Source organism: Streptomyces thermocarboxydus (assembly GCF_024760485.1).
GTDB lineage: Bacteria > Actinomycetota > Actinomycetes > Streptomycetales > Streptomycetaceae > Streptomyces > Streptomyces cellulosae.
The window spans coordinates 6,438,782-6,462,758 of record NZ_CP058273.1 but is presented as its reverse complement, the minus strand read 5'-3'; the positions used below and the strand labels follow the sequence as shown (position 1 = coordinate 6,462,758).

Here is a 23,977-nt window from a genome sequence, read left to right as displayed (position 1 = left end):
CCGGCGGCGGTGGTCCGTGCACCGGGTCAGCTCGGGCCGCCCGGCCTCTTGACGGTCGATGTTACAAGTCAATAGCTTCAGTATCACCGTTGCACCAGGGGCCGCGTCGCCGACAGGAGGCATCAGCATGGGCCGTTACGGCCGGCTCGCCCGGATGCGGCAGATGGATCCGCAGCGGGACTTCGAGCAGATCTACCGGTGGATCACCCAGTACGAGTTCCCCCGCGACTACCTGCACGGCACGTCGGTCGCCTTCCTGCGCGACTACGGCGTCCCGCGCATCTCCCGACTGCTCGACCGCACGCAGGAGTTCGAGCGTGCCGGGCAGAAGAGGTACGACGACACGGTGCTGATCGCGTACGAGATGGTGCGCGACGGGACGGACTCGGAGCACGGCCGGGCCGCCGCCCGTCACCTGAACCGCATCCACGGCCGGTACCGGATCGCCAACGAGGACTTCCTGTACGTGCTGGCCACCACGGTGGTCGGACCGAAACGGTGGATCGACCGGTTCGGGTGGCGTCCGCTGTGCGCGCAGGAGACCGAGAGCCTGGCCCTGGTGGGCCGGCGGATGGGCGAGATGATGGGCATCTCCCACGTGCCCTCCACCTACGCCGAGTTCGAGCGGCTGCACGACGACTACGAACGGGAGATGTTCGCCTACGACCCCGCCAACCGCCGGGTCGCCGCGGCCACGTTACGCATCATGGCCGCGTGGTGTCCGGCGCCGTTGCGCCGGATCGCGGTACGGGCGTCGCTCGCCGTGCTGGACGAACCGCTGCTGACGGCACTGGGGTTCCGGCCGCAGCCGGCGTGGGTGCGGGGTGTGGTGCACCGGGCGCTGCGGTTGCGCGCAGAGTTCATCCGGCTGCTGCCGGCCCGCCCGGAACGGTTCCCCCGCGGGCCGAAGCCCCGCACGTATCCGTTCGGTTGGACATTGGACGACTTGGGGCCGCATTGGGCGCAGTCGCGGCCGCTGGAGCCCCTGCGGGACGAGACACCGGTGAGTGGCGGGCCACCGGGCGGGAGAGCGCGGGACGCCGAGCCGCAGGGCGAGAGCACATCGAGCGCCGAGCCCCGGGACACGAACCCGCCGGGCGCCGAGCCCCGGGGCCAGAAGTCACAGGACACCGAGCCGGCCGACGAGAAGCCGCCGAGCGCCGCGCCCCCGGATCACAAACCGACGGCCGCCGAGCCGACCGGCGAGATCCCGCCGGGCGCCGAGGGTGCGAAGCCGTCGGACGCCGCGTCGCAGGGCCGGACGTCGCCGCATGCCAGGCCCGCGGCCGAGAAGCCGCCGCATGCCCCGTCCTTGGGCGAGAGGCCCGCTGACGCCGAGGCCACGGGCGGTGAGTCGCCGGACGCCGCGTCGCAGGGCCGGACGTCGCCGCAAGCCAGGCCCGCGGCCGAGAAGCCGCCGCATGCCCCGTCCTTGGGCGAGAGGCCCGCTGACGCCGAGGCCACGGGCGGTGAGCCGCCGGACGCCCGAGCGCCGGACTCGCAGCCGTCGGGCGGGCCGTCCCCGGAGGGGGTTTCCGCGCCCCCGCGGCCCCTCCCCCGTCCGAGCACCCCGTAAGGAGACCCCATGACCGAGACCGCCCCGGACGCCGCGCCGCGCGCCACTTCCGCCACCGTTGCCGGCGCCGCCGTTCACGCCGCCACCTTCACCGCCCACTCCCCCGCGACCGGCGAGCGCCTCGCCGAGTACCCCGCGCACGGGCCCGAGGAGGTGGCCCGGGCCGTTACCCGCGCCCGGATCACGCAGGCGGGGTGGGCCGCGCTGCCCGCGTCCCGGCGACGGGAGCTGCTGCTGCGGTGGAAGAAGGCGATCGCCGAGGATCTGGACAGGGTGGCGGGGACCGTCGCGCAGGAGACCGGGAAGCCGGTCGGCGACGCCGAACTCGAGGTCGTGCTCACGCTGGAGCACCTGGCGTGGGCGGCCCGCAACGCGGCCCGCGTGCTGGGCCGCAGACGCGTGCGGACGGGGCTGTTCACGGTGCACCAGCGGGCCTCGCTCGTGCACCGCCCGCTCGGTGTGATCGGCGTGATCGGCCCCTGGAACTATCCGCTCTACACGCCGATGGGCTCCATCGGGTACGCCCTCGCCGCGGGCAACGCGGTCGTGTTCAAGCCCTCGGAGCTGACTCCCGGCACGGGTGTGCTGCTGGCGGAGCTGTTCGACTCCGCCGCGCCCGAGCACGCGGGGCTGCTCACCACGGTCACGGGGGCGGCGGCGACCGGGGACGCGCTGGCCCGGTCCGGGGTGGACAAGGTGGCGTTCACGGGGTCGCCCGGCACCGCGCGGAAGGTCATGGCGGTGTGCGCGGAGACGCTGACCCCGTTCCTCGCCGAGTGCGGCGGCAAGGACGCCGTGATCGTCACCGCCGACGCCGACCTGGAGGCGGCCGCCGACGCGATCGTGTGGGGGGCGCTGAGCAACGCGGGGCAGACCTGCGCGGGCGTGGAGCGCGTCTACGCGGTGCGCGAGGTGCACGAGACGCTGTGCGAGCGGGTGGTGGAGAAGGCCAAGGCGCTGCGCACGGGCGCCGACGAGGGAGCCGCTTACGGGCCGATGACGCTGCCAGGACAGGTCGCCGTCGTCGAACGGCATGTGAGCGGAGCCGTGGCGGCGGGCGGCCGCGCGCTGCTGGGCGGGCCGGACTCCGTGCGCGCGCCGTACGTGGCGCCCGTGGTGCTGACCGGCGTGCCGGAGGACGCGCCGGCGATGACGGAGGAGACGTTCGGGCCGGTGGTGACCGTCAACGCGGTGGGGAGTGTGGACGAGGCCGTGGAACGCGCCAACGCCTCCCGCTACGCCCTCGGCGCGGCGGTGTTCAGCGGCGGCAAACGCACCGGTGCGGCGATCGCGGCGCGGCTGCGCGCGGGCGCGGTGTCGGTGAACTCGGTGCTGGGCTTCGCGGCGGTGCCCGCGCTGCCGTTCGGCGGTTCGCAGGACTCCGGGTTCGGGCGGATCCACGGCGAGGAGGGGCTGCGGGCGTTCACCTCCGTGCAGTCGGTGACGGTGCAGCGGTTCGCCCCGGCGATCGCGCTGACCTCCTTCGCGGTCCCGGAGGCCACCCGTGAGCGCGCGGTGCGGCTGGCGCGTGCCCTGCACCGGCGACGCTGAACGCCCCTCGGACGCCTGCCCGTCACCGTCGGCGCGGTCAGGCGTCCAGCAGCGGGGCCAGATAGCGCCGGGCGAAGTTCCGCGCCTGCTCCGCGTCCTCCATCTCGATGCAGCTGGACGGGTTGAGCAGGAAGGACACGGCGACCCGCACCATCAGCTCGGCGACCGGACGCGGGTCCTCGTCGGGGCGCCCCTCGACCTGCTGCGCCCGGCGCAGATGCCCCGTCAGGTACTCGACGGTGGCCCCGAGCGAGGAGCCGCCCTGCACGGTCAGGTACGGCAGCACTACCTCGGGTTCGAGCCGCAGCATGCCGCCGAACAGGGGGTGGGCGCGGGTGTGGCGCAGGGCGACGACGAACCCCTCGATCACGCGCTCCCTCATGGTCGGCAGACCGGCCACCGCGGCGTCCAGCCGGGCGAAGAAACGGCTCAGCTCGCGCAGCAGGGTCTCCTCGACCAGGCGGTCCTTGGTCTGGAAGCGCCGGTAGACCGTCACCCGGGAGACACCGGCCCGCTTGGCGACGTCGTCCACGGAGGAGCGGCGCACGCCGAGGAGGGTGAACTGCTCCAGTGCCGCGTCGAGGATGCGCCGCGCCGTGTCGTCCTCGGGCTCCGTGCGGGCGAGGGCCCGGGCGAGCCACGAGTCGTTCGTGTCAGTTCTCATGGTGCTCCTCACGATACCGGCGAACGACTCCCTTGGAGACGCTGATACAACTACCATAACTTTGTATCTTCAGATCACGCCCCACCCGTACCGAGCCGCCGAACGGCACCGGACCCCGGAGGACCTGATGGGCAGTCGACTCACCGAGGAACAGGCCGCGTTCGCGGCGGCCGTGCGCGACTTCGCCAAGCGCGAGTGCGGCACCCGAGAACAGCGCGACGCGCTGACGGGCGGCGGCCGCGAGGCGCACCATCCGGAGCTGTACCGCCGGCTCGCCGACCTGGGCTGGCTCGGCGTCTGCCTGCCGGAGGAGTACGGCGGCGCGGGCGGCGGCACGGCCGACGCCTGTCTGTTCCTGGAGGAGACGTCGTACGGGATGGTGCCGTGCGGCGGCTTCATCACCACGGTGATCACGGCGAAGGCGTACGAGCGGTTCGGCACGGAGCAGCAGCGGCAGGAGGTGCTGTCCGGTGTCGTCCGCGGGGACGTGCTGGCGATCGCGATGTCGGAGCCGGGGGCCGGTTCCGACGTGGGGGCGCTGCGCTGCCGGGCCCGGCAGCAGCGGGACGGCAGCTGGGTGATCGACGGCCAGAAGACATGGATCTCCAACGCGCACTGCGCCGAGAGCATCCTGCTGGTCGCCCGCACCGGCGAGGACAAGCACGGCGGGCTGACCATGTTCCATCTGCCCGCCGGCACGCCCGGCGTGGAGATCCGGGGCATCGAGACGATGCGCGGCCGGGAGGTCAACGACGTCCATCTGACGGACGTACGGCTGCCCGCGGACTCGGTGGTGGGCGAGGTGAACGGCGGCTGGAAGCAGCTGATGGCCGGTCTCAACCACGAGCGGCTGTTCCTGGCGGCGAACATGCTGGGGCTGGCCCGCCGCGCCTTCGACGACGCGGTCGCCTACGTCCGTGAGCGGGAGCAGTTCGGGCGGCCCGTCGGCTCGTTCCAGGCGATACGGCACCGCGTCGCGGACCTCGCCACGGAGATCGAGTGCACGCGGCTGCTGGTACGCGAGGTGGCCCTGGACTGCGACGCGTACCCGGAGAAGCTGTTCCCGCGCGAGGCCTCGATGGCCAAGCTGAAGGCCACCGAACTCGCCAAGCAGGTCACGCTGGAGGGCATGCAGATGATGGGCGGCTACGGCTACACCACGGAGTTCGACATGGAGCGCCACCTGCGGGCCGCGGTCGTCTCCACGGTGTACGGAGGGACGAGCGAGATCCAGCGGGACGTCATCGGCAAGACGTACGGGCTCTGAGCCGGGGCGCACATGAAGGCCGCCCGTCCCCTGACCAGGGGGGCGGACGGCCTTCGTCCTGTGGTGGGCGGTCAGTCGTGGTAGAGCGCGGTCAGGGCGTCGGCGTACTTGTCGCGGATGACGCGGCGCCGCATCTTCAGCGACGGCGTCAGCTCACCGGTCGCCGGGCCCCATTCCTCGGCGAGCAGTTCGTACCGCTTGACCTGCTCGGTGCGGTTGAGGCGGGAGTTGGCGGCGGCGACCGCGCGGTCCACCTCGGCCCGCACCTCGGGGTGCCGGACCAGCGCGGCCAGGCCGCCCTCCGTGTCGATGCCGCGCTTGGCGGCCCAGGCGGGCGCGGACTCCGGGTCGAGGACCAGCAGGGCGACCAGGTAGGAGCGGTTGTCGCCGTGGACCATCGCCTGACCGATCAGCGGGTGTTCCTTGAGGGCGTTCTCCACCAGGGCCGGCGAGACGTTCTTGCCGGTCGAGGTGATGATCATCTCCTTCTTGCGGTCGGTGAGCCACAGATAGCCGTCCTCGTCGAGACGGCCGATGTCGCCGGTGGCGAGCCAGCCGTCGGCGTCCAGCGCGGACCGGACGGAGCCGTCCGGCTGGAGGTAGCCGTCGAACACGGACGTGCCGCGCACCAGGATCTCGCCGTCGTCGGCGATGCGGATCTCCACGGACTCCACGGGGCGGCCCACCGAGCCGAGCCGGAAGCCGAGCTTCGGGCTGTTGCTGGTGGCGACCCCGGTGGTCTCGGTCAGCCCCCAGGCGTCCACGATGACGATGCCGAACCCGGCCCAGAAGTTCACCACGTCGACCGGCATCGGCGCGGACGCGCTGGCCGACCAGCTCACCCGGTCCAGACCGCCGGCCGCCAGCATGGGCAGCAGCACCTCCTTGCGGACCTGGGTGTAGCGCTCCTCGAGCTCGGGCGGCGGGGTCTCACCGCGCTCGCGGTGTCCGACATGCGTGCGGGCCACCCCGAACGCCTCGTCTATGACGGCCCGTTGCTCGTCCGGCATCAGCGAGAGCACGGCCCGCACGGCGGCGGACAGCTTCTCCCAGATGCGCGGCACGCCGAAGAACTGCGCGGGACGTACCTTGCGCACCACCTCGCCGACCTTCGTCGGGTCGGCGCACAGATAGACGTGCGAGGCGCGGTGACAGGGCAGGTAGATGCCCAGCATGCGTTCGGCGATGTGCGCGAACGGCAGGTAGCAGATGTGCTCGACGTGCGGCGGGAGTTCCACCACGGCGTCCAGGGCGAGCGCGTTGGACAGCACCACCCGGTGGGTGAGGACGACGCCCTTGGGCTCTCCGGTGGTGCCGGAGGTGTAGACGACGGTCAGCGGGTCCTCGGGCCGGGCGGTGTCGAGTTCCTTGTCGAACTCCTCCGGCACCGGGCCCTGTTGCAGCGACGCGTACGGCACGTGCGTCGCCTCCGCCCCCGCGTCGGCCACCACCAGCCGTTCCAGCGGGGTGTCGGCGTCGGCCAGCAGCGGCTCCCACACCGGGAGGTGCTCCGCCCCGCCCACGACGGCGAGGCGGGCGCGGCAGTTGCGGGCGATGTGGGTGATCTGCTCGGGGGCGGCGGTGCCGTAGACGCTGACCGGGACCGCGCCGAGGCGGACCAGCGCCAGGTCCGACAGCCAGTGCTCGGGCCGGTTGGCCATCAGCAGCAGCACATGGTCGCCGCGGCCGACGCCGAGGGCCCGGTAGCCGGCGGCGAGGGTGCGGGTGTGCTCGTGGATCTCGCCCCAGGTGAGCGTGGTCCACTCGGCGTCCGGGTCCTCCGACTGCCAGGACAGGCCCGGCAGTCCGGGGTGGGTGTGCGCGTTGTGCGCCAGCAGCTGGGGCAGGGTGCGGTCGGCGGGGTCGTCGGGAAGGGCGCCTGCGGTGGGAGGTGGTGACGTCATCGGGGCCTCCTTGCGTTGCGGGTCGGGGAGAGAACGTCTGGGAGACCGGGGCGTGGGGGGGAAGCCCCTGCGGGCGTACCCGGTGCCGGTGGGGAGGGGCGGACGGTGCTCAGGCGTCGGTGAAGGTCTCGCCGCGCTCGGCCTTGCTCAGCAGCAGGGCCGGCGGCGTGAAGCGGTCGCCGTGGCGGGCGGCGAGCTGCCGGGCGCGGGCGACGAAGCCGGGCAGTCCGCCGTCGTAGCCGTTGACGTACTGCAGGACGCCGCCGGTCCACGGTGGGAAGCCGATGCCGAGCAGCGAGCCGACGTTGGCGTCGGCCACCGACTCCAGGACGCCTTCCTCCAGGCAGCGGATCGCGTCCAGCGCCTCGACGAAGAGCATCCGCTCCTTCAGCTCGGTCAGGTTGGCGGGCTGCTTGGCGAGGTCGGTGAAGTGCTCGCGCAGTCCGGGCCAGAGGCCCGCGCGCCTGCCCTGCTCGTCGTAGTCGTAGAAGCCGGCGCCGCCGGACCGTCCGGGGCGGCCGAACTCGTCGATCATGCGGTCGACGACCGCGTCCGCGGGGTGCGGCTCCCAGGTGCCGCCGTCGGCCTCGACCGCGCGGCGGGTCTCCTCGCGGATCTTCCGGGGCAGGGTGAGGGTGAGTTCGTCCATCAGGCCGAGGACCTTGGCGGGGTAGCCGGCCTGGGCGGCGGCCTGCTCGACGGAGGCCGGTTCGATGCCCTCGCCGACCATGGCGACGCCCTCGTCGATGAAGCGGCCGATGACGCGGGAGGTGAAGAAGCCGCGCGCGTCGTTGACCACGATCGGTGTCTTGCGGATCTGCCGGACCAGGTCGAACGCCCGCGCCAGCGCCTCCTCCCCCGTCTTCTCGCCCTTGACGATCTCGACCAGCGGCATCTTGTCGACGGGCGAGAAGAAGTGCAGGCCGACGAAGTCGCGGGGCCGTTCGACGCCCTTGGCGAGCACGGTGATGGGCAGGGTGGAGGTGTTGGAGCACAGCAGGGCGTCCGGGGCGGCCACGTGCTGGATCTCCTGGAACACCTGGTGCTTGAGAGCGGTGTCCTCGAAGACGGCCTCGATCACCGCGTCGCAGCCGGCCAGGTCGCCGGTGTCCGCGGTCGGGGTGATGCGGGCGAGCAGCGCGTCCGCCTTCTCCTGCGTCGCACGGCCGCGGGCGACGGCCTTGGCGAGGAGCTTCTCGGAGTAGCCCTTGCCGCGGACGGCCGACTCGGCCGAGACGTCCTTGAGGACGACGTCGATGCCGGCGGCGGCGCAGGAGTAGGCAATGCCGGCGCCCATCATGCCCGCGCCGATCACGGCGACCTTGGTGACCTTGCGGGCCGGGACGTCCTTCGGTCGCCTCGCGCCGGAGTTGACCGCCTGGAGGTCGAAGAAGAACCCCTGGATCATGTTCTTGGTGATCTGCCCGGTGACCAGCTCGGTCAGGTACCGCGCCTCGATCTCGAACGCCGTGTCCACGTCGACCTGGGCGGTCTCCACCGCCGCCGCGAGGATGTTGCGCGGGGCGGGGTACGGGGCGCCGCCGGTCTTCTTGCGCAGCAGGGCGGGCAGGGCGGGGAGCTGTGCGGCGAGCTTGGGGGTGGACGGGGTGCCGCCGGGGATGCGGTGGCCGGGGGCGTCCCAGAGCTGCGCGGACTCGGGGTGGGCGTCGATGAACGCCCTTGCTCGGCTGAGGAGTTCGTCCGGGTCGGAGACGACCTCGTCGACCAGGCCGTTCTCCAGGGCGCGGGCGGCTCCGTACTGGGTGCCCTCCAGGAGCACCTTCCGCAGGGCCTCCGTCACACCGAACATGCGGACCGTGCGGGTGACGCCGCCCCCTCCGGGAAGGAGGCCCAGGGTGACCTCGGGGCAGCCGACCCTGGTGCCGGGGGCGTCCAGGGCGATGCGGTGATGGCAGGCCAGGGCGATCTCGTAACCGCCGCCCAGGGCAGCGCCGTTGAGGGCGGCGACGACCGGCTTGCCCAGGGTCTCCATGACGCGCAGCGCCCGCTTGACGCGCATCCCCGCGACGTACGAGGCGCCGGCGGTGGCGGGTGTGACGGAGATCAGGTCGTGCAGGTCGCCGCCGGCGAAGAAGCTCTTCTTGGCGGAGGCGACGATGACGCCCCGCACGCTGTCGCTCTGCTCGGCGAGCCGCGCCGTGACGGCCTCCAGCGAGTCGATGAACGCCGCGTTCATGGTGTTCACGGACTGGCCGGGGTCGTCGAGGACGAGGGTGACGACGCCGGTGTCGTCCTGCTCCCAGCGGATGGTGGTGGACTCGATGCTCATGCGGATGCGCTCCTGGTGATCCGTGTGATCCAAGTGATCCGGGGAGAGGGTTCAGAGGCGTTCGACGACCGTGGCGATGCCCATGCCGCCGCCGACGCAGAGCGTGGCGAGTCCGTAGCGCTTGTCCTGGCGCTCCAGTTCGTCGACGAGGGCGCCGAGGATCATCGCGCCGGTCGCGCCGAGCGGATGGCCGAGCGCGATGGCGCCGCCGTTGACGTTCACCTTGTCCAGCGGGAAGCCCATGTCCTTCACGAACCGCAGCACGACCGCGGCGAACGCCTCGTTGATCTCGACCAGGTCGATGTCGTCGGCGGTCAGCGCGGCCTTGGCGAGCGCCTTGCGGGAGGCCGGCGTCGGTCCCGTCAGCATGATCGTGGGGTCGGCGCCGGACACGGCCCCGGAGACGATCCGGGCGCGCGGGGTGAGGCCGTAACGCTCGCCGGCCTCGCGCGAGCCGACCGCGACGAGGGCGGCGCCGTCGACGATCCCGGAGGAGTTCCCCGCGTGGTGGACGTGCTCGATCTTCTCGACCCAGTGGTACTTCTGCAGCGCCACCGCGTCGAAGCCGCCCAGTTCGCCGATGTCCGCGAACGACGGCTTGAGCTTCGACAGCGACTCGGCGGTGGTGCCGGGGCGCATGTGCTCGTCGTGGTCGAGGACGACGAGGCCGCTGGGGTCCCGCACGGGGATCACGGAGCGGCAGTAACGGCCCTCCTTCCACGCCGTGGCCGCCCGCTCCTGGGAGAGCGCCGCGTAGGAGTCCACGTCGTGGCGGGAGAAGCCCTCGATGGTGGCGATGAGGTCGGCGCCGACGCCCTGCGGGACGAAGCCGGTGTCGTGGTTGGTGCGCGGGTCGGACGACCAGGCGCCGCCGTCGCTGCCCATCGGCACGCGGGACATGGACTCCACGCCGCCCGCGAGGACCAGGTCCTCCCAGCCCGAACGGACCTTCATCGCCGCCATGTTGACCGCTTCGAGCCCGGAGGCACAGAAGCGGTTCTCCTGCACGCCGGCCACCCTGTCCGGCAGCCCGGCGAGGACGGCTGCGGTACGGGCGATGTCCGCGCCCTGGTCGCCCAGCGGACTGACCACGCCGAGGACGATGTCGTCCACCGCCGCCGGGTCGAGCCCGGAGAAACGGGCGCGGATCTCGTGGATCAGGCCGACGACCAGGTCGACGGGTTTGGTGCCGTGCAGGGCGCCGTTCGCCTTGCCGCGTCCACGCGGGGTGCGGATCGCGTCGTACACATACGCTTCGGTGCTCACCTCGGTTGCCCTTCCAGGTCGGTTCTCGGGGGGTGCGGAGCCGGCCGGTGCTCAGCGCAGCAGGGAGCGGCCGATGATCTCCTTCATGATTTCGGTGGTGCCGCCGTAGATCGTCTGGATGCGGCTGTCGACGAACGCGCGGGCGACCTTGTACTCGCTCATGTAGCCGTAGCCGCCGTGCAGCTGGAGGCAGCGGTCGACGACGCGCTTGTTGAGTTCGGTGGCCCACCACTTGGCCATCGAGGCGTGCACGGCGTCGAGCCGGCCGTCGCTGTGGTCGGCGACGCAGTGGTCCAGGAAGGCGCGGGTGACGGCGTTCTCGGTGGCCATCTCGGCGATCTCGAAACGGATGTGCTGGAGCTTGGCGAGCGGCCTGCCGAACGCCTCGCGTTCCTTCACGTAGCGCGTGGTGATGTCGAGGATCTCCTCGGCCGCGGCGGCGGCGCCGACGGCGATGGCCAGCCGCTCCTGGGCGAGGTTGCCCATGAGGTAGGCGAAGGCCTGGTTCTCCTCCCCCAGCAGGTTCTCCTTGGGGACGCGCACGTCGGTGAAGAACAGCTCGGCGGTGTCCTGCGCCTTCTGCCCGATCTTGTCGAGGTTGCGGCCGCGTTCGAAGCCCTCCGTGCCGCGCTCGACGACAAGGAGGCTCTGCCCGCCGCTGCCGCCTTCGGGGGTGGTGCGGGCGACCACGACGACGAGGTCGGCGAGGACTCCGTTGGAGATGAACGTCTTGGCGCCGTTGAGCAGGTAGTGGTCGCCCTGGTCGACGGCGGTGGTGCGGATGCCCTGGAGGTCGGATCCCGCGCCGGGCTCGGTCATGGCGATGGCGGTGACCAGGTCGCCCGAGGTGAAACCGGGCAGCCAGCGGCGCTTCTGCTCGTCGTTGGCGAGGCGCGTGAGGTAGGGGCCGACGATGTCGTTGTGCAGGCTGATCGCCAGTCCAGAAACGCCGGCGCGGGAGAACTCCTCGATGAGGACGGCGCTGTAGCGGAAGTCGTCGATGCCCCCGCCGCCGTACTCCTCGTCGACGGCCATGCCGAGCAGTCCCCGGCGGCCGGCCGAGCGCCACACCTCGCGGTCCACCACCCCGTCCTTCTCCCAGCGTTCGTGGTGCGGGAGCACCTCCTTCGTCAGGAAGGTCCGCACCGTCTCGCGGAAGGCCTCGTGGTCGGGGCCGTACAGGGGGCGGTCCGGGGTGCGGTCCGGGGTGGTCACAGCCAGCTCCTCACGTGCTCGATCAGTCGGGCGGGGTCGGGGCCGACGGGGGTGACGTTGAGCATGGTCACGCCCGCCTCGCGGAAGACCTCGACGCGGTCGCGGACGTAGCCCTCGGGGCCGGCCAGGCACAGCTTCTCCAGCAGTTCCGCCGGCACGGCGGCCTCCGCGTCCTTCTTGCGTCCGGCGAGGTAGTGCTCCTGAACGGCGGTCGCGGCAGCCTCGTAGCCGTAGGAGCAGACGAGGTCGAAGTAGAAGTTGCGGCCTGGTGCGCCCATGCCGCCGACGTAGAGGGCGACGGTGGGCCGCATCAGGTCGCGTACGGCCGCCGCGTCGTCGCCGATGGCGAGCAGTCCCCCGGCGACGACCTGGAGCGGGCCGAGCGCGGGGTCGCGTTTCGCCGTGCCCTCGTCGAGGGCGGGGCCCCACACCTTCTCCGCGTGCTCGGGGGCGTAGAGGAACGGCAGCCAGCCGTCGGCGATCTCGGCAGCCGTACGGACACTGGCGGGGCCGAGGGCGGCGAGGTACACCGGGATGGTGTCGCGCACCGGGTGGTTGAGCAACTTGAGGGGTTTGCCGAGGGTGCCGCCCTTCTCGGGCGGGACGGGCAGGTCGGTGATGCCGTGGTGCTCGATGACCTCGCGCCGCCAGATCCGCCGGCACAGCTCGATCACCTCGCGGGCGCGGCCCAGCGGGCGGTCGTAGACGCGGCCGTGCCAGCCCTCGACGACCTGCGGTCCCGAGGCGCCGACGCCGAGGACGGCGCGCCCGCCGCTGATCGCGTCGAGTCCCGCGGCGGTCTGCGCGATGAGCGCGGGGGTGCGGGAGTAGACGTTGAGGACGGCGGACCCGATGCGCATCCGCTCGGTCCTCGCGGCGAGGTAGCCCATGATCGTCGGTGAGTCGAAGCCGTAGGCCTCGGCGACCCACACGGCGTCGAGCCCGGCGGACTCCAGCGCGGCGGCCTTGTCGGCCGCGGTGCGCGGGTCCTCCGCGTAGGCCAGGGGTGAGGACAGTTCCATCAGCAGTGGTCCTTCAGCAGTTCGGGCACGTCCCAGTCGCGGGCCACGTCGTGGGTGTGGGCGCCGGGAACGGCCGGCGGGCGCCGGAGCGTGCCGGGCGTGCCGGAGAAGCGGGGGGCGGGGGCGGGCTGGGTGACGCCGTGCGCCTCGGTGTACGTGCCGCGCGCGGTGAGGTGCTTGTGGTCGGCCGCCTCGGTCAGGGTCAGCACGGGCGCGACGCAGGCGTCGGTGCCTTCGAAGACGGCCGTCCAGCGGGCACGCGTCGCGGTCCTGAAGCGGGCGGCGAACGTGGCGCGCAGGGCGGGCCAGGTGCGCGGGTCGGCGCGGTCGGGCAGCTCGTCGGCGTCCAGGCCGAGCAGCGACACGAACACGGCGTAGAAGTGCGGTTCGAGGGCGCCGACGGCCATCCAGCCGCCGTCGGAGGTCTCGTAGACGGCGTAGTGGGGGCAGCCGCCGTCGAGCAGGTTGCGGCCGCGCGCGTCGCGCCAGGTGCCCTCGGCGAGCATGCCCCAGAACAGGCTGGTCAGGTGGGCGGTGCCGTCGACGATGGCGGCGTCCACCACCTGGCCGTGTCCGGTGGCGCGGGCGGTGAGCAGGGCGGCCAGGACGCCGGTGGTGAGGTAGAGGGAGCCGCCCGCGTAGTCGCCGAGCAGGTTGGCGGGGAAGACGGGCGGACCGTCCGCGGTGCCGATCATGGAGAGGGCGCCCGCGGTGGCGATGTAGCCGATGTCGTGCCCGGCCAGGGAGGCGAGCGGGCCGTCCTGCCCCCAGCCGGTCATCCGGCCGTACACCAGCGCGGGGTTGACGGCCATGCAGTCCTCGGGTCCGACGCCGAGCCGCTCGGCGACGCCGGGCCGGTATCCCTCGATGAGCACGTCGGCGCGTGCCGCCAACGCCCGTACGGTCTCCGGTCCTTGGGTCGTCTTGAGGTCGACGACGACGGACCGCTTGTTGCGGTTGGTCAGGTCGCGGGAGGGGTCGCCGCCGAGCGGGCCGCGGCCGGGGCGGTCCACCCGCACCACGTCGGCGCCCAGGTCGGCGAGGAGCATCGCGCCGAACGGTCCCGGCCCGATGCCGGCCAGTTCGACCACGCGCACACCGTCCAGCGGGCCCGCGACGGTGCGGCCGGGAGGGTGGGTGGGGGTGGGGCTCATGGGTTCCTCTCTCGGTGCGCGGCGGACCCGCCGCCGGCGACCGGGGACTTACTGAGCGTTCGCTCAACGTAGGAGCGGGACGCGGAGCGGTCAACTCCCCGTGCGGGACTTGTTTTTCGGGAGAAGGCGGGGGACAGTGACTGCGGGTCGGCCGTCGTGCGCCACGATCTACTGAACGATCGCTAAGTGGTGAGAGGGAGGTGGGCCGGACGCACCGCCGTACGATGACGCCGACCGCCGCAGCCCCGGAGGAGAGCCGTTGAACACCGTGCCCAGCCAGGAGACCACCCCGTCGGCGGGACACTGGCGCTCCTACGCCCCGCTCGACCTGCACCCGATCCTGATGCACGCCATGCGGGCCTTCAACGAGCAGGGCTACCACGGCACTTCGGTCCGGGACATAGCCGGCCGGGTAGGGGTCACCGTGCCCGCGCTCTACTACCACTACGAGAACAAGCAGGCGCTGCTGGCGACGCTCCTCGAGACGTCCATCAAGGACGTCCTGGACCGCTGCCGCGCCGCCGCCCGGGAGGCCGGGGACGATCCGCTGGCCCGCTTCTGCGGCATGGTCGAGTCGATCGTCCTGTACATGGCCCACCGTCGCCAACTGGCGTTCCTGGACACGGAGATACGCAGCCTGGAGCCGCAGAACCGGGCCCGGTACGTCGCCCTGCGCGACTATCTGGAGCACATGCTTCTGGACACGGTCGAGGAGGGCCGCGCCCAGGGCGTGTTCACCACCCCCATCCCGGCCGACGCGGTGCGCTCGGTGCTCGTGATGTGCCAGGGCGTCGCCAACTGGTTCCGTGAGGACGGCCCGCTGACCGCCGAAGAGGTCGCGGAACGGCATGTGCTGCTGAGCCTCGGCACGGTGGGCCATCCGGCCGCGGTGACCGGCGACGTGGTCCTGCCGTTCCCGCGGCGGACTCCGGCGGGGCGGGGCGCGGCGTCCCGCGCGTCGTCGGGCTGAGGCGGTCCGGGTCCCGACCGCGCCGGCCGCAGCACCGACCGACGAGAGGACACCTGTGATGGACGTGCACGAGGCGCGAGCCCTGTTCCGCGAGCTGACGGAGCGGGACGGCCGGGTCGACCCCGGCGAGCTCGACGCGATCTGGGCCGTGCTGCCGACGGTCCGCCCCGAGGAGATCCTCGGCGAGTGGAAGGGCGGCGAGTTCGACACCGGCCACCCGCTCAACGGCATGCTGGAGAAGGCGGGCTGGTACGGCAAGACGTTCCACTCGCTGCACGACGCCAAGCCGCTGATGTGCCGGAACGAGGCGGGTGAGCTGTACTCCGACACCGAGCTGGGGCAGGGCGAGGCGAGCCTGTGGACGGTGGAGTTCCGGGGTGAGTCGACGGCCACGATGGTGTACGACGGGCGGCCGGTGTTCGACCACTTCAAGTGGGTCGAGGAGGACACGCTGCTGGGCATCATGAACGGCAAGGACGTGCCGGACGGCGGGCCGTACTACTACTTCTACCTGGAGCGCGTTTCCAGCTCCGGGGCCGGCCCCACAGGAGACGGCGCGTGAGACGGATCCGCGCGGCGGTCGCCGAGACGCCGGGCGCGCCGTTCGTCGTGGGCGACCTGGACCTCGGCGAGCCGCGCCCGGACGAGGTGCTGGTGCGGATGACCGCGGCCGGCATCTGCCACACCGATCTGGGCATGCGCGACACCTGGCCCGGCGGGCTCACCCCGATGGTCTTCGGTCACGAGGGCACGGGACGGGTCGAGGCGGTCGGCGCGAAGGTGAGGGGCGTGGCGCCCGGCGAGCGGGTCTGCCTCACCTTCGCGAGCTGCGGCGCGTGCGAGCAGTGCGCCACAGGGCATCCCGCGTACTGTCTGCACGCGCGGTCCCTGAACTTCTCCGGCGGGCGCGCCGACGGCACCACTCCCCTTACCCGCGACGGCACACCCGTGCACGGCGGCTTCTTCGGCCAGTCCAGCTTCGCCACGTACGCCGTGGTGCGGGAACGGGGCGTGGTCCCGGTGCCGGCGGACCTGCCCGCCGAGGTCGCGGCGCCGCTCGGGTGCAGCGGGCAGACGGGCGCGGGGACGGTGCTCAACCGGCTACGGCCCGACCCCGGCGCGTCCCTGGTCGTGACGGGGGCGGGCGGGGTCGGGCTGAGCGCGGTGATGGCGGCGGTGGCGGTGGGCTGCGACCCCGTGGTGGCGGTCGACCCCGTCCCCGCACGCCGCGCCCTGGCCGTGGAGCTGGGCGCGAAGGCGGCGCTGCCTCCAGGGGACGGTCTGGTGGCGGCGCTGCGGGACCTCACGGGCGGCGGGACGCACCATGTCGTGGAGACGACGGGACGCCCGGAGGTGGCCCGTCAGGCGGTCGCCGCGCTGCGCCCGCGCGGTGAGCTGGCGCTGGTGGGCCTGGGCGGCGAGGTGACGTTCGACGTGATGCCGCTGCTGGCGAAGGGTGTGCGGGTGCACGGGGTGATCGAGGGCGACTCCCACCCCGGCCGCTTCCTGCCGGACCTGATCGGCCTGTGGCGCCGCGGCCTGTTCCCGCTGGAGACACTGGTCACGACGTTCCCGTTCGAGGAGATCGGGTCGGCGGTGAGGGCGATGGAGGAGGGCGGCGTGGTGAAGCCGGTGCTGGTGTTCGACTGAGCGGGCTTCCGGCATCCCGGAGCGGCAATGGAGGGAGCCCGGCCGCCTCACCCCGTGTGATTGACTAATCGCCATGGCTCCCGCCTCCTCGTCCGCCCGCTCCGCCGCGCCCGCCGAGCCGACTCCGGGCACGCGGCCTCGCAACCGCAGACAGCTGATCGTCGAGGCGGCCGGGCGGGTGTTCAGCGAGCGCGGCTACCACACGGCCTCCATGGAGGAGGTCGCCGCGCAGGTCGGCATCTCGGCGGCGGCGCTGTACCGGCACTTCCCCAACAAATACGCCCTGTTCGCGGAGTGCGCGGACGTCATGGTGGACGGGCTGGTCGAGGCGCTGGACGAGGTGCCTCCCGGGGCGAGCCTCGCGGAGGTGCTGACGGCGCTCACCCGGATCACCGTGGCGCACCGCGCGTCGGGCGGCGTGTACCGCTGGGAGGCGCGCTACCTCAACCGTGAGGACCGACGGCGTCTGCGGGTGAAGTTCGGGCGTCTGGTCGAGCGGGTCGACGACGCCGTACAGCGGGAGCATCCGCTGCCGGACGAGCGGCTGCGGGCGGTGGCGGCCCTCGGCGCGATCGGGTCGGTCACGATGCACCACACCTCCATCGCTCAACGGCGCGCGGAGGAACTGCTGTTGGCGGCCGCACTCGGGGTGGCGGCGAGCGACCCGGCGGGGGTGCCGCCCGCGGCGCACCCGGTGGAGCTGCCCGCCCGGCCGGTACCGCGCACCCGGCGCGCGGAGATCCTTGCCGCGTCCGTGCCGCTGTTCGCGCGCAACGGCTTCGCCAACGTCACCAACGGGCAGATCGCGCGGGCGGTCGGCCTGACCCCGTCCGCGCTGTACCGGCACTACCCGGGGAAGATCGACATCCTGGCGGCGGCCTGTCTCCAGGCGGCGGCGCTGCTGGCGCAGGGCGTGGAGCGGAGTCTGCAGGGCGTGGCCGGCCCGCGCGAGGCGGTCGTCGCGCTGGCGGCGACGTACGTGGCGTACAGCTTCGAGCACACCGAGCTGAACAGCGTAGCCGAGGCCGAACTCGCCGGTTTGCCCGACGACTTGCGGCGTCCTGTGGTGCTGGCGCAGCGTGAGCACATCGCCGTGTGGGAGCAGCAGCTGCGGCTGGTGCGCCCGGAGCTGGACCCCCGGCAGGCCCGGGTGCTGGTGCACGCGGGTTTCGGTGTGGTGGTCGAGGCGGGGCGGGCCCTGCGGTGGCGGGACGCCCCGGAGAACCGGGAGGCCGTGACCGCGCTGGTGCTGGGCGCGCTCGGCCTGTGACCCCGCCTCTCGGCCCGGTCGCCGTGAGGCGGGGTCGGGTGGGCGTCCGCGCGGCCCGTCCGCTCAACCGGCCCGGTTGCCGGTGGGGATGGTGATGGGCGTGGTGGTCCCAGAGGAGCCCTTGTTGAGGAACAGCATGGCGATGGCCCGGATGAACTGGTCGAACATGTAGAAGGTGCCCGGCATGACGGGCGACAGCCCTTCACGGAAGAGGATGAACGCCGGCCACGCCGTGCGCACCAGGGCGGCGGCCGCGTAGTCGCGCCGCAGGCCCAGCCAGTCGCCGACCTGGTCGCTGAGGACGTAGCGCACGAACTCGTTGAGGAAGCCGCGGGTGACGCCGAGGTCGATCTGCGCGGTGAGGCCGAGCAGGTCCTCGGCCAGCGCGATGCCCTCGGTGGACGGGGTGAGGATCGGGGTGAGGACCTGCTGCGACTGCGCGCGGGCCTCCGCCCAGGTCTTGGGGATGTGCTCGTAGGGCACGCCGAGCAGGTGAATGGCCACCTGCCACATGTGCAGGAAGGCCTCCTGGTCGGCGGCCGGGTAGGGGATCCTCCACTCGAGCAGCTTCTGGTGCACGTAGGTGCCGAGGCTGTGGAAGGTGACGAGGATGTCGGCGGCGCTGATCGGGATGGACTCGTCGGCGACCGCCTTCCAGTACGGCGACTGCGGCAGCAGATGCCGCACGGCGGCGTGCACCACGCGGGTCTTGTTGGCGGTGACGACGAACTGCCCGGTCGGCTTGAACGCGCCGAGCTGGGAGAGGTCGTAGCCGAAGGTGAACGTCTTGGCGGCGCGGTCCTGCATGTCGGCGCCGCCCGCGGACCAGTAGACGCTCTTGGCCTCACGGGGGATGACGGTGCTCATGATGCCGCTGCCGAGGCCGTACAGCATGAACAGGTACGTGTCCCGGCGGCGGTTGAAGTCGGCGGCGCGTTGGAGCTTGGCCTGGTCGGCCCAGGAGGGCAGCCGGTTGACCTGCGTCAGATAGGCGGCGAAGTCGGAGGGGAGGCCGCCGGGGATCGGGTCGTTGTTGTTCACCCAGCCCTCCCACGCCCGGTTGATCGCCGGGACGTGGCCGCCCTCGATCATCCGGACCATGAGCGGGTCGGCCGCGTCGTCCCAGATCCACTCCGGGCCGGGTCCCGCGGCGGCTCCGGCTCCTGCGAGCTTTCCGGCTCCGGCGGTTCCGGCCGACGCCCAGGCGGGCACGGGCGCCGCGGCGCCGACGAGGCCCAGCGCGACACCGAGGGTCAGCGCCCTTCTCCTGCTGAGGTTCTCCATTGACTTACCTGCTTCCCTGAGGGGAGGGACGGTTCGGGATGCCTTCGCAGACTTGCCAGTTGCGCGACAGTACGGTGTTGAACCTCGTCGCACGGATGTGATTTTCGATTAACATAGCGAGGGTCGCGACGGTGGGCAATGGGCATGACAGAGGTGCCGGGCCAAGGGCTGGTGACAGCCCTCGGGAGCTCAACAGCCCGCGAGGCCGGGGGTGTCAGGCGCGGGCGGCGCGGCGTGCGGCGTAGGCGACGGGCAGGTAACGGAAGCGTTCCGGCAGACGGGGCACGGCGGTGCGGACGACGCGGCCGAGCAGCCGCAGCCGACGCTCGTCACGCGCCGTCCAGGGAACGTCCAGCCGCTCACGCGCGACGGGCGGCAACAGCCCCTTGGTGACGAAGACTTGGAGACGGAGGAGGGCGGGACGCAGTACGGGCCAGAGCAGCCGCAGCACCGCCCCCGCACCGTCCGGCGGCGGCACGAGCCGGCGCGGGTCGAGCAACTCCTCCACGACGGCGGTCCGTTCGAGCTCCTCACGGACGACGGTGCCGAAGTAGGTCCAGAACTCATCGACGGAGCCCGGCATGTCGCGCTCCCGGATGCCGAGGATGCGCCCGAGCCGGCGCGCCTCCGCGTGCAGCCGCCGCTCCCCCGCCTCGTCGAACGGGCGGAACAGATACTCGGCGGCCCGCAGGAAGACGGGGAAGCCGGTGGCGTGCACCCAGGCGTAGTACGCGGGCGTCAGCGCGTGGTACGGGCGTCCCCGGGTGTCGGTGCCCTTGATGTCCCGGTGCAGCCGGCGCAGCCTGCGCCCCTCCTCGACGGCGCGGTCACCGCCGTAGACCCACAGCTGCAGCGAGTCGAGCGAGCGGCGGGCGCGGCCCCAGGGGTCGGTGCGGAAGACGGAGTGCTCGTCGACCCCGGCGCCGACGGCAGGGTGGGCGACCTGGAGGACGAGGGCGGCGGGGAGGTAGAGCAGGACGCGGATGTCGCCGGCCATGTCCCAGAGGAGGGTGTCGGGGGTGAACGGCAGGGGGTCGGTGTGCTCGGCACGGGGCGTGCGGTCGCCGCCCGGTCCGGTGCGCTCCGCACGGGGCGTGCGGTCACCGCCCGGTCCCGGTGCCGGCACCGGTGCCGGTATCTCCTCGCCGGCGGAGTGCGCCGCCCGTCCCGTGTCCATACCTCCAGCCTCCCACGCCCCTCCCGTGGCGGTCCGGGCGCGTCCGGCCGGACGTCAGGGCAGCTCGGGACGCACCAGCGCCCTGGCGATCGGCTCACCGGTACGCCGGGCGTACGTCATCCGTTCCCGCACCTCGCGGAGCGTGCGCGGCCGGTACCCGGGCCCGGCGCAACAGCTCTTGTGGAAACGGATGCCGGCGTGCAGCAGCAGGGAGAGCACCCTCCACCCCTCGGTGTCCCTGCGCGGCGGCGGGGCGAAGGCGGAGCCGACGGGGATCAGCGTGCCGGCACAGCGCGGACACACCCGCTGGTCGCTCTTCGCGCTCCTCGCGGGCGTCGGGTACGGCTGCTTGTAGGAGGCCCGGCAGGGCAGGCAGACGAAGGAGGTCCTGGCGGGAGGCATGGGGCCAGGGTAGGGGGGCGCCCTGTGCCGCTCCACGCCTTTTCGTGATGCCCGCCGGACGGCCGTCCCCGCGTTTCACGCACCAGCCGCCGGGACACCCGGCGCAGGTCGGACGGCGGTGTGGTCCGGCAGAAACCGGCGAACGGAGGGATCACGCTCATGACCTCGCACGACGCACCCGGCACGGCGATCGTCACGGGGGCCTCGTCCGGCATCGGATGGGAGTACGCGACCCGGCTGGCGGGGCGTGGCTGGGGGCTGGTGCTGGTCGCCCGGCGGGCCGAGCGGCTGGACGTCCTCGCGAAGGAGGCGCTCAAGGAGGGCGCGGCGGGCGTCGAGACGCTGGTGGCGGACCTCGGGAGCCCTGAGGACCTGTCCCGTGTCGTGGAGCGGGCGTCCGGGGACGACGTGGACCTGGTGGTCAACAACGCGGGCATCAACGGTTACGGCACGTTCGCCGAGGTGGACCCGGACCTCCTCGTCCGGGTGGTGAACGTGAACGTCGTGGCGCTCACGGCGCTCACCCGGGCCGCCGTGCCCGGCATGCTGGCGCGCGGCCGGGGAGCCGTGATCAACGTGGCGTCGCTCCTCGCCTTCGCCGGCGACCTGCCGCCTGACCCGCTCCCCCGGCGGGCCGTCTACGCCGGGACCAAGGGATACGCGGTGACCTTCACCCGCACCCTGGCCGCCGAACTGGCCGGCACTCCGGTACGCGTGCAGGTCGTGTGCCCCGGGCTCACGGCGACCGAGTTCCACCTGGGCGCCGGGGACACTCCGGTGAGCGGTGAGCGGCGCGTCCACGACGACGGCGGGATGCCCGCGGCGGACGTGGTGACCGCGTCCCTTGCCGGGCTGGAGGCCGGTGAGGTGGTGTGCGTGCCCGGCCTGACGGACGCGGAGGCCGTGGCCCGGCTGGCGGAGGCGGAGCTGAACCTGCGCTCCGGTTCGGGCAGCCGTATGGCTTCCCGCTACTCTCACGGAGAGTGACGGTCAGGCGCTGTCCGCCAGCTCGGCGTGTCCCTGGGCGCGGGCGCAGTGGGCGCAGCAGAAGAACTGGCCGCCGGCCTGAAGGCCGTGGCCGAGGACCTTGCAGCCGCAGTTGTCGCAGATGGGCGCCAGCTTGTGGGCGGCGCACTCGATGCTGTCGAACGTATGGACGGAATTGTCGACCGTGCGCACCTCGAACGAGAGGGCGTAGTCGTTCCCGCACACTTCACAGATCGCCATGATCCGCTCCCTTCCGCAGTGCGGGCCGAGTACCGCGCCGGGAGGGACGTCATGCGCGGGAAATGCGGGACCGGTCGTCCCGCATTCAAGTAGAGCTGTCCCACGGGAAGTTCACAGTCCCTACACTCCCGATCATGACAACTGAAACCCCTCTCGCCGGGGCCGGGGCCGACGACGCCGCCACCGAGCCGCCCCTCTTCGCGACCATGTCCACGATGCGGGCGATGCGCCGCCTGCGCCCCGACCCGGTGCCGGACGAGCTGCTCGACCAGCTGATACAGGCCGCCGTGTGGGGCCCGAGCGGCGGCAACATGCAGCGTTACGAGTACGTCGTCGTCACCGACCGTGCGGTCATGGCCGAGCTGGCGCCGCTGTGGAAGCGGTGCGTGGACGCGTACCTGGCCACGACCGGCAAGTACGCCCCCGAGGGCATGGACGAGGCCGCCTACGGGCGCATGGTCGCCGCCATCGAGTACCAGCGTGACCACTTCGCCGACACCCCGGCGCTGATCATCCCGTGCTACCAGTTCCCGCCGCCGCGGATCGAGGAGGAGGGCCTGCGGATCTACGCCGAGGCGCTGGGCGCGGAGGCGACGGAGCGGATGGGACGCATCCAGGAGCGGTTCTCCGCCCTCGCGGAGGGCTCCTGCGTCTACCCGGGCGTCCAGAACCTGCTGCTCGCCGCGCGCGGGCTGGGCCTGGCGGCCAACATCACCATTTGGCACCTGTTCCTCGAGACCGAGTGGAAGGCGGCGCTGGGCATCCCGGCGGACATGAACACCTTCGCCGCCATCCCGGTGGGCTGGCCGCGGGGCAACTTCGGCCCGGTCCGCCGCCGGGCGGTGACGGAGGTCGTCCACCGGGACCGGTGGTAGGACGCACGACGCGGTACGGCGGCCGTACGAATCCGTACGGCCGCCGTACGGCCTCGCGCCGTGGCCGGAGGGGCGGCTCGGTCGTTGTGCTCCACGACGGATCACTGTGCGACGGAGCAGGGGGCTCGATGGGCAGGACGACCCAGCAGGAGTGCGGTACGGCCGGCCGGCGCGGGCCCGGCAAGGAGCGCCCGGCGGCGTGGAGCGCGTACGGCAAGCTGGTCCGCCTCTTCCGCGAACGCGCCGGACTCACCCAGCAGGCCCTCGCCGACGCCATCGGCTACTCCATGGAACAGGTCGCGTCCGTCGAGCAGGGGCGCCGCCCGGCGAAGGCGGTCTTCACGGAGGCGGCGGAACGCGTCCTGGACGCGGGCGGGGCGCTGCGCGTGCTCCAGCCGGACGTGGACCGGGCCAAACTTCCCCTGTTCTTCCAGGACTTCGCCCTCCTGGAAGCGGAGGCGGTGAGCCGCTTCTCGTACGATCCGATGCTGGTGCCGGGGTTGTTGCAGACGGAGGCGTATGCGCGCGCCTTGCTTGAGGCGCACTTCCCTCCCCTCGAAGAAGAGGCCATCGAGCAACACCTCACGGCACGGCTGGCCCGGCAGTCCCTGCTGACGCGCAAAAGCCCGTGCGTCGTCTTCTCGTTCATCCTCGAGGAGGGCGCCCTTCGCCGGGCGGTGGGCGGCGCCGTGGTCCTGGAACGGCAACTCGCACACCTGCTGGAGTGCACCCGCAGGCGCAACGTGGAGATCCAGGTGATGCCTACGCAACGGGCCGCGCACAGCGGGGTCAACGGGCAGATCGTCCTGCTGGAGACCGTCGAACGGCGGCGGTTCGTCTCCATCGAGGCCCAGGGCATCGTGAACATCCGGTCGGACCGGGACGAGGTCAGCGAGTTCTGGCTACGCTATGGAATGCTGCGTTCACAGGCCCTCAACTCCGAGGAGTCTGCCCGGTTCATCGAGCGCATGGCAGGGGAGCTATGAGCATCGAGCAGGTTCGCGACCTCGCGTGGATCAAGAGCAGCCACAGCGGAACGAACGGCGGCGACTGCGTCGAGGTGGCCGCCCACCAGAACACCGTGTACGTGCGGGACTCCAAGGCCGTCGACGACGGCGCCCCCGTACTGCGGATCGACCGCGCGCAGTGGGCGGCGTTCGTGGCACGCGTCCCCACAGCTTGACCGAACGCTGACCCGCCCGGCTCACCGAGC

Annotated in this window: 21 protein-coding genes and 1 pseudogene; 11 read left to right on the top strand and 11 right to left on the bottom strand. The window is 72.4% G+C overall.

Features of this window, described 5'->3' with window-relative positions; all coding sequences use genetic code 11:
• Window positions 1–127 precede the first annotated feature (127 nt).
• Window positions 128–1,003, top strand: a pseudogene (locus AY578_RS29505) (oxygenase MpaB family protein); the annotation flags it as partial.
• 582 nt (window positions 1,004–1,585) lie between these two features.
• Complete coding sequence (locus AY578_RS29500) at window positions 1,586–3,127, top strand: aldehyde dehydrogenase family protein (RefSeq protein ID WP_258906294.1); 1,542 nt, start codon at window positions 1,586–1,588, stop codon at window positions 3,125–3,127.
• 37 nt (window positions 3,128–3,164) lie between these two features.
• Here AY578_RS29500 and AY578_RS29495 read toward each other — a convergent pair whose 3' ends face one another.
• Window positions 3,165–3,791: a TetR/AcrR family transcriptional regulator gene (locus tag AY578_RS29495; RefSeq protein ID WP_019521530.1), complete on the bottom strand. Its 627-nt coding sequence runs from the start codon at window positions 3,789–3,791 to the stop codon at window positions 3,165–3,167.
• A 127-nt stretch (window positions 3,792–3,918) separates the two neighbouring features.
• Between AY578_RS29495 and AY578_RS29490 the strand changes: the two genes are divergently transcribed.
• On the top strand, window positions 3,919–5,058 hold the full coding sequence (locus AY578_RS29490) for an acyl-CoA dehydrogenase family protein (RefSeq protein ID WP_019521531.1): 1,140 nt from the start codon (window positions 3,919–3,921) through the stop codon (window positions 5,056–5,058).
• A gap of 71 nt (window positions 5,059–5,129) precedes the next feature.
• Here AY578_RS29490 and AY578_RS29485 read toward each other — a convergent pair whose 3' ends face one another.
• The 6 genes from AY578_RS29485 to AY578_RS29460 form a co-directional block, all read right to left on the bottom strand.
• Window positions 5,130–6,962: an AMP-dependent synthetase/ligase gene (locus AY578_RS29485; RefSeq protein WP_258906292.1), complete on the bottom strand. Its 1,833-nt coding sequence runs from the start codon at window positions 6,960–6,962 to the stop codon at window positions 5,130–5,132.
• A 109-nt stretch (window positions 6,963–7,071) separates the two neighbouring features.
• Window positions 7,072–9,252: a 3-hydroxyacyl-CoA dehydrogenase NAD-binding domain-containing protein gene (locus AY578_RS29480; RefSeq protein WP_337590578.1), complete on the bottom strand. Its 2,181-nt coding sequence runs from the start codon at window positions 9,250–9,252 to the stop codon at window positions 7,072–7,074.
• Between the two features lie 51 nt (window positions 9,253–9,303).
• Complete coding sequence (locus tag AY578_RS29475; protein ID WP_258906290.1) at window positions 9,304–10,518, bottom strand: acetyl-CoA C-acetyltransferase; 1,215 nt, start codon at window positions 10,516–10,518, stop codon at window positions 9,304–9,306.
• A 51-nt stretch (window positions 10,519–10,569) separates the two neighbouring features.
• Window positions 10,570–11,733, bottom strand: coding sequence for an acyl-CoA dehydrogenase family protein (locus AY578_RS29470; protein ID WP_258906289.1), 1,164 nt, complete (start codon window positions 11,731–11,733; stop codon window positions 10,570–10,572).
• Window positions 11,730–12,755 (bottom strand): LLM class F420-dependent oxidoreductase, encoded by a 1,026-nt coding sequence (locus tag AY578_RS29465; protein WP_019521536.1) that lies wholly within the window; start codon window positions 12,753–12,755, stop codon window positions 11,730–11,732. The genes AY578_RS29470 and AY578_RS29465 overlap by 4 nt, the downstream gene beginning before the upstream one ends.
• The gene (locus tag AY578_RS29460; protein WP_258906286.1) at window positions 12,755–13,909 is read right to left on the bottom strand and encodes a CaiB/BaiF CoA transferase family protein; all 1,155 of its coding nucleotides are present in this window, start codon (window positions 13,907–13,909) and stop codon (window positions 12,755–12,757) included. Before AY578_RS29460 ends, AY578_RS29465 begins: the two co-directional genes overlap by 1 nt.
• Before the next feature lie 259 nt (window positions 13,910–14,168).
• Here AY578_RS29460 and AY578_RS29455 point away from each other — a divergent pair, with 259 nt between their 5' ends.
• The 4 genes from AY578_RS29455 (at window position 14,169) to AY578_RS29440 (ending at window position 17,799) form a co-directional block, all read left to right on the top strand.
• Entirely contained in the window at window positions 14,169–14,879 is a 711-nt protein-coding gene (locus AY578_RS29455; RefSeq protein ID WP_210638102.1) for a TetR/AcrR family transcriptional regulator, read from the top strand.
• Between the two features lie 58 nt (window positions 14,880–14,937).
• Entirely contained in the window at window positions 14,938–15,441 is a 504-nt protein-coding gene (locus AY578_RS29450; RefSeq protein ID WP_258906283.1) for a DUF4334 domain-containing protein, read from the top strand.
• Complete coding sequence (locus AY578_RS29445; RefSeq protein ID WP_258906277.1) at window positions 15,438–16,529, top strand: NAD(P)-dependent alcohol dehydrogenase; 1,092 nt, start codon at window positions 15,438–15,440, stop codon at window positions 16,527–16,529. Before AY578_RS29450 ends, AY578_RS29445 begins: the two co-directional genes overlap by 4 nt.
• A 73-nt stretch (window positions 16,530–16,602) precedes the next feature.
• Entirely contained in the window at window positions 16,603–17,799 is a 1,197-nt protein-coding gene (locus tag AY578_RS29440) for a TetR/AcrR family transcriptional regulator (RefSeq protein WP_215049098.1), read from the top strand.
• Window positions 17,800–17,862: 63 nt separating this feature from the next.
• Here the strand turns inward: AY578_RS29440 and AY578_RS29435 are convergent, their stop codons facing one another.
• From AY578_RS29435 to AY578_RS29425, 3 genes are all read right to left on the bottom strand, one after another.
• Window positions 17,863–19,083, bottom strand: coding sequence for an oxygenase MpaB family protein (locus AY578_RS29435; RefSeq protein ID WP_258906275.1), 1,221 nt, complete (start codon window positions 19,081–19,083; stop codon window positions 17,863–17,865).
• Window positions 19,084–19,297: 214 nt separating this feature from the next.
• Complete coding sequence (locus AY578_RS29430; RefSeq protein WP_258906273.1) at window positions 19,298–20,260, bottom strand: oxygenase MpaB family protein; 963 nt, start codon at window positions 20,258–20,260, stop codon at window positions 19,298–19,300.
• Window positions 20,261–20,314: 54 nt separating this feature from the next.
• On the bottom strand, window positions 20,315–20,662 hold the full coding sequence (locus AY578_RS29425; RefSeq protein WP_258906271.1) for a deoxyxylulose-5-phosphate synthase: 348 nt from the start codon (window positions 20,660–20,662) through the stop codon (window positions 20,315–20,317).
• Between the two features lie 159 nt (window positions 20,663–20,821).
• Here AY578_RS29425 and AY578_RS29420 point away from each other — a divergent pair, with 159 nt between their 5' ends.
• Window positions 20,822–21,649 carry an SDR family NAD(P)-dependent oxidoreductase gene (locus tag AY578_RS29420; RefSeq protein WP_161232424.1) on the top strand — a complete coding sequence of 276 codons (828 nt, stop codon included), beginning with the start codon at window positions 20,822–20,824 and terminating at the stop codon, window positions 21,647–21,649.
• Window positions 21,650–21,652: 3 nt separating this feature from the next.
• Here the strand turns inward: AY578_RS29420 and AY578_RS29415 are convergent, their stop codons facing one another.
• Window positions 21,653–21,889 (bottom strand): metallothionein, encoded by a 237-nt coding sequence (locus AY578_RS29415; protein ID WP_019521546.1) that lies wholly within the window; start codon window positions 21,887–21,889, stop codon window positions 21,653–21,655.
• Window positions 21,890–22,023: 134 nt separating this feature from the next.
• On the opposite strand from AY578_RS29415, the gene AY578_RS29410 reads away from it, so the two are divergent.
• The 3 genes from AY578_RS29410 to AY578_RS29400 all read left to right on the top strand — a co-directional run bounded on the left by AY578_RS29410 (window position 22,024) and on the right by AY578_RS29400 (window position 23,947).
• Window positions 22,024–22,764, top strand: coding sequence for a nitroreductase family protein (locus AY578_RS29410; protein WP_136238382.1), 741 nt, complete (start codon window positions 22,024–22,026; stop codon window positions 22,762–22,764).
• 128 nt (window positions 22,765–22,892) lie between these two features.
• Entirely contained in the window at window positions 22,893–23,750 is an 858-nt protein-coding gene (locus AY578_RS29405; RefSeq protein WP_136238383.1) for a helix-turn-helix domain-containing protein, read from the top strand.
• On the top strand, window positions 23,747–23,947 hold the full coding sequence (locus AY578_RS29400) for a DUF397 domain-containing protein (RefSeq protein ID WP_136238384.1): 201 nt from the start codon (window positions 23,747–23,749) through the stop codon (window positions 23,945–23,947). The genes AY578_RS29405 and AY578_RS29400 overlap by 4 nt, the downstream gene beginning before the upstream one ends.
• The last annotated feature ends 30 nt before the right edge of the window (window positions 23,948–23,977 follow it).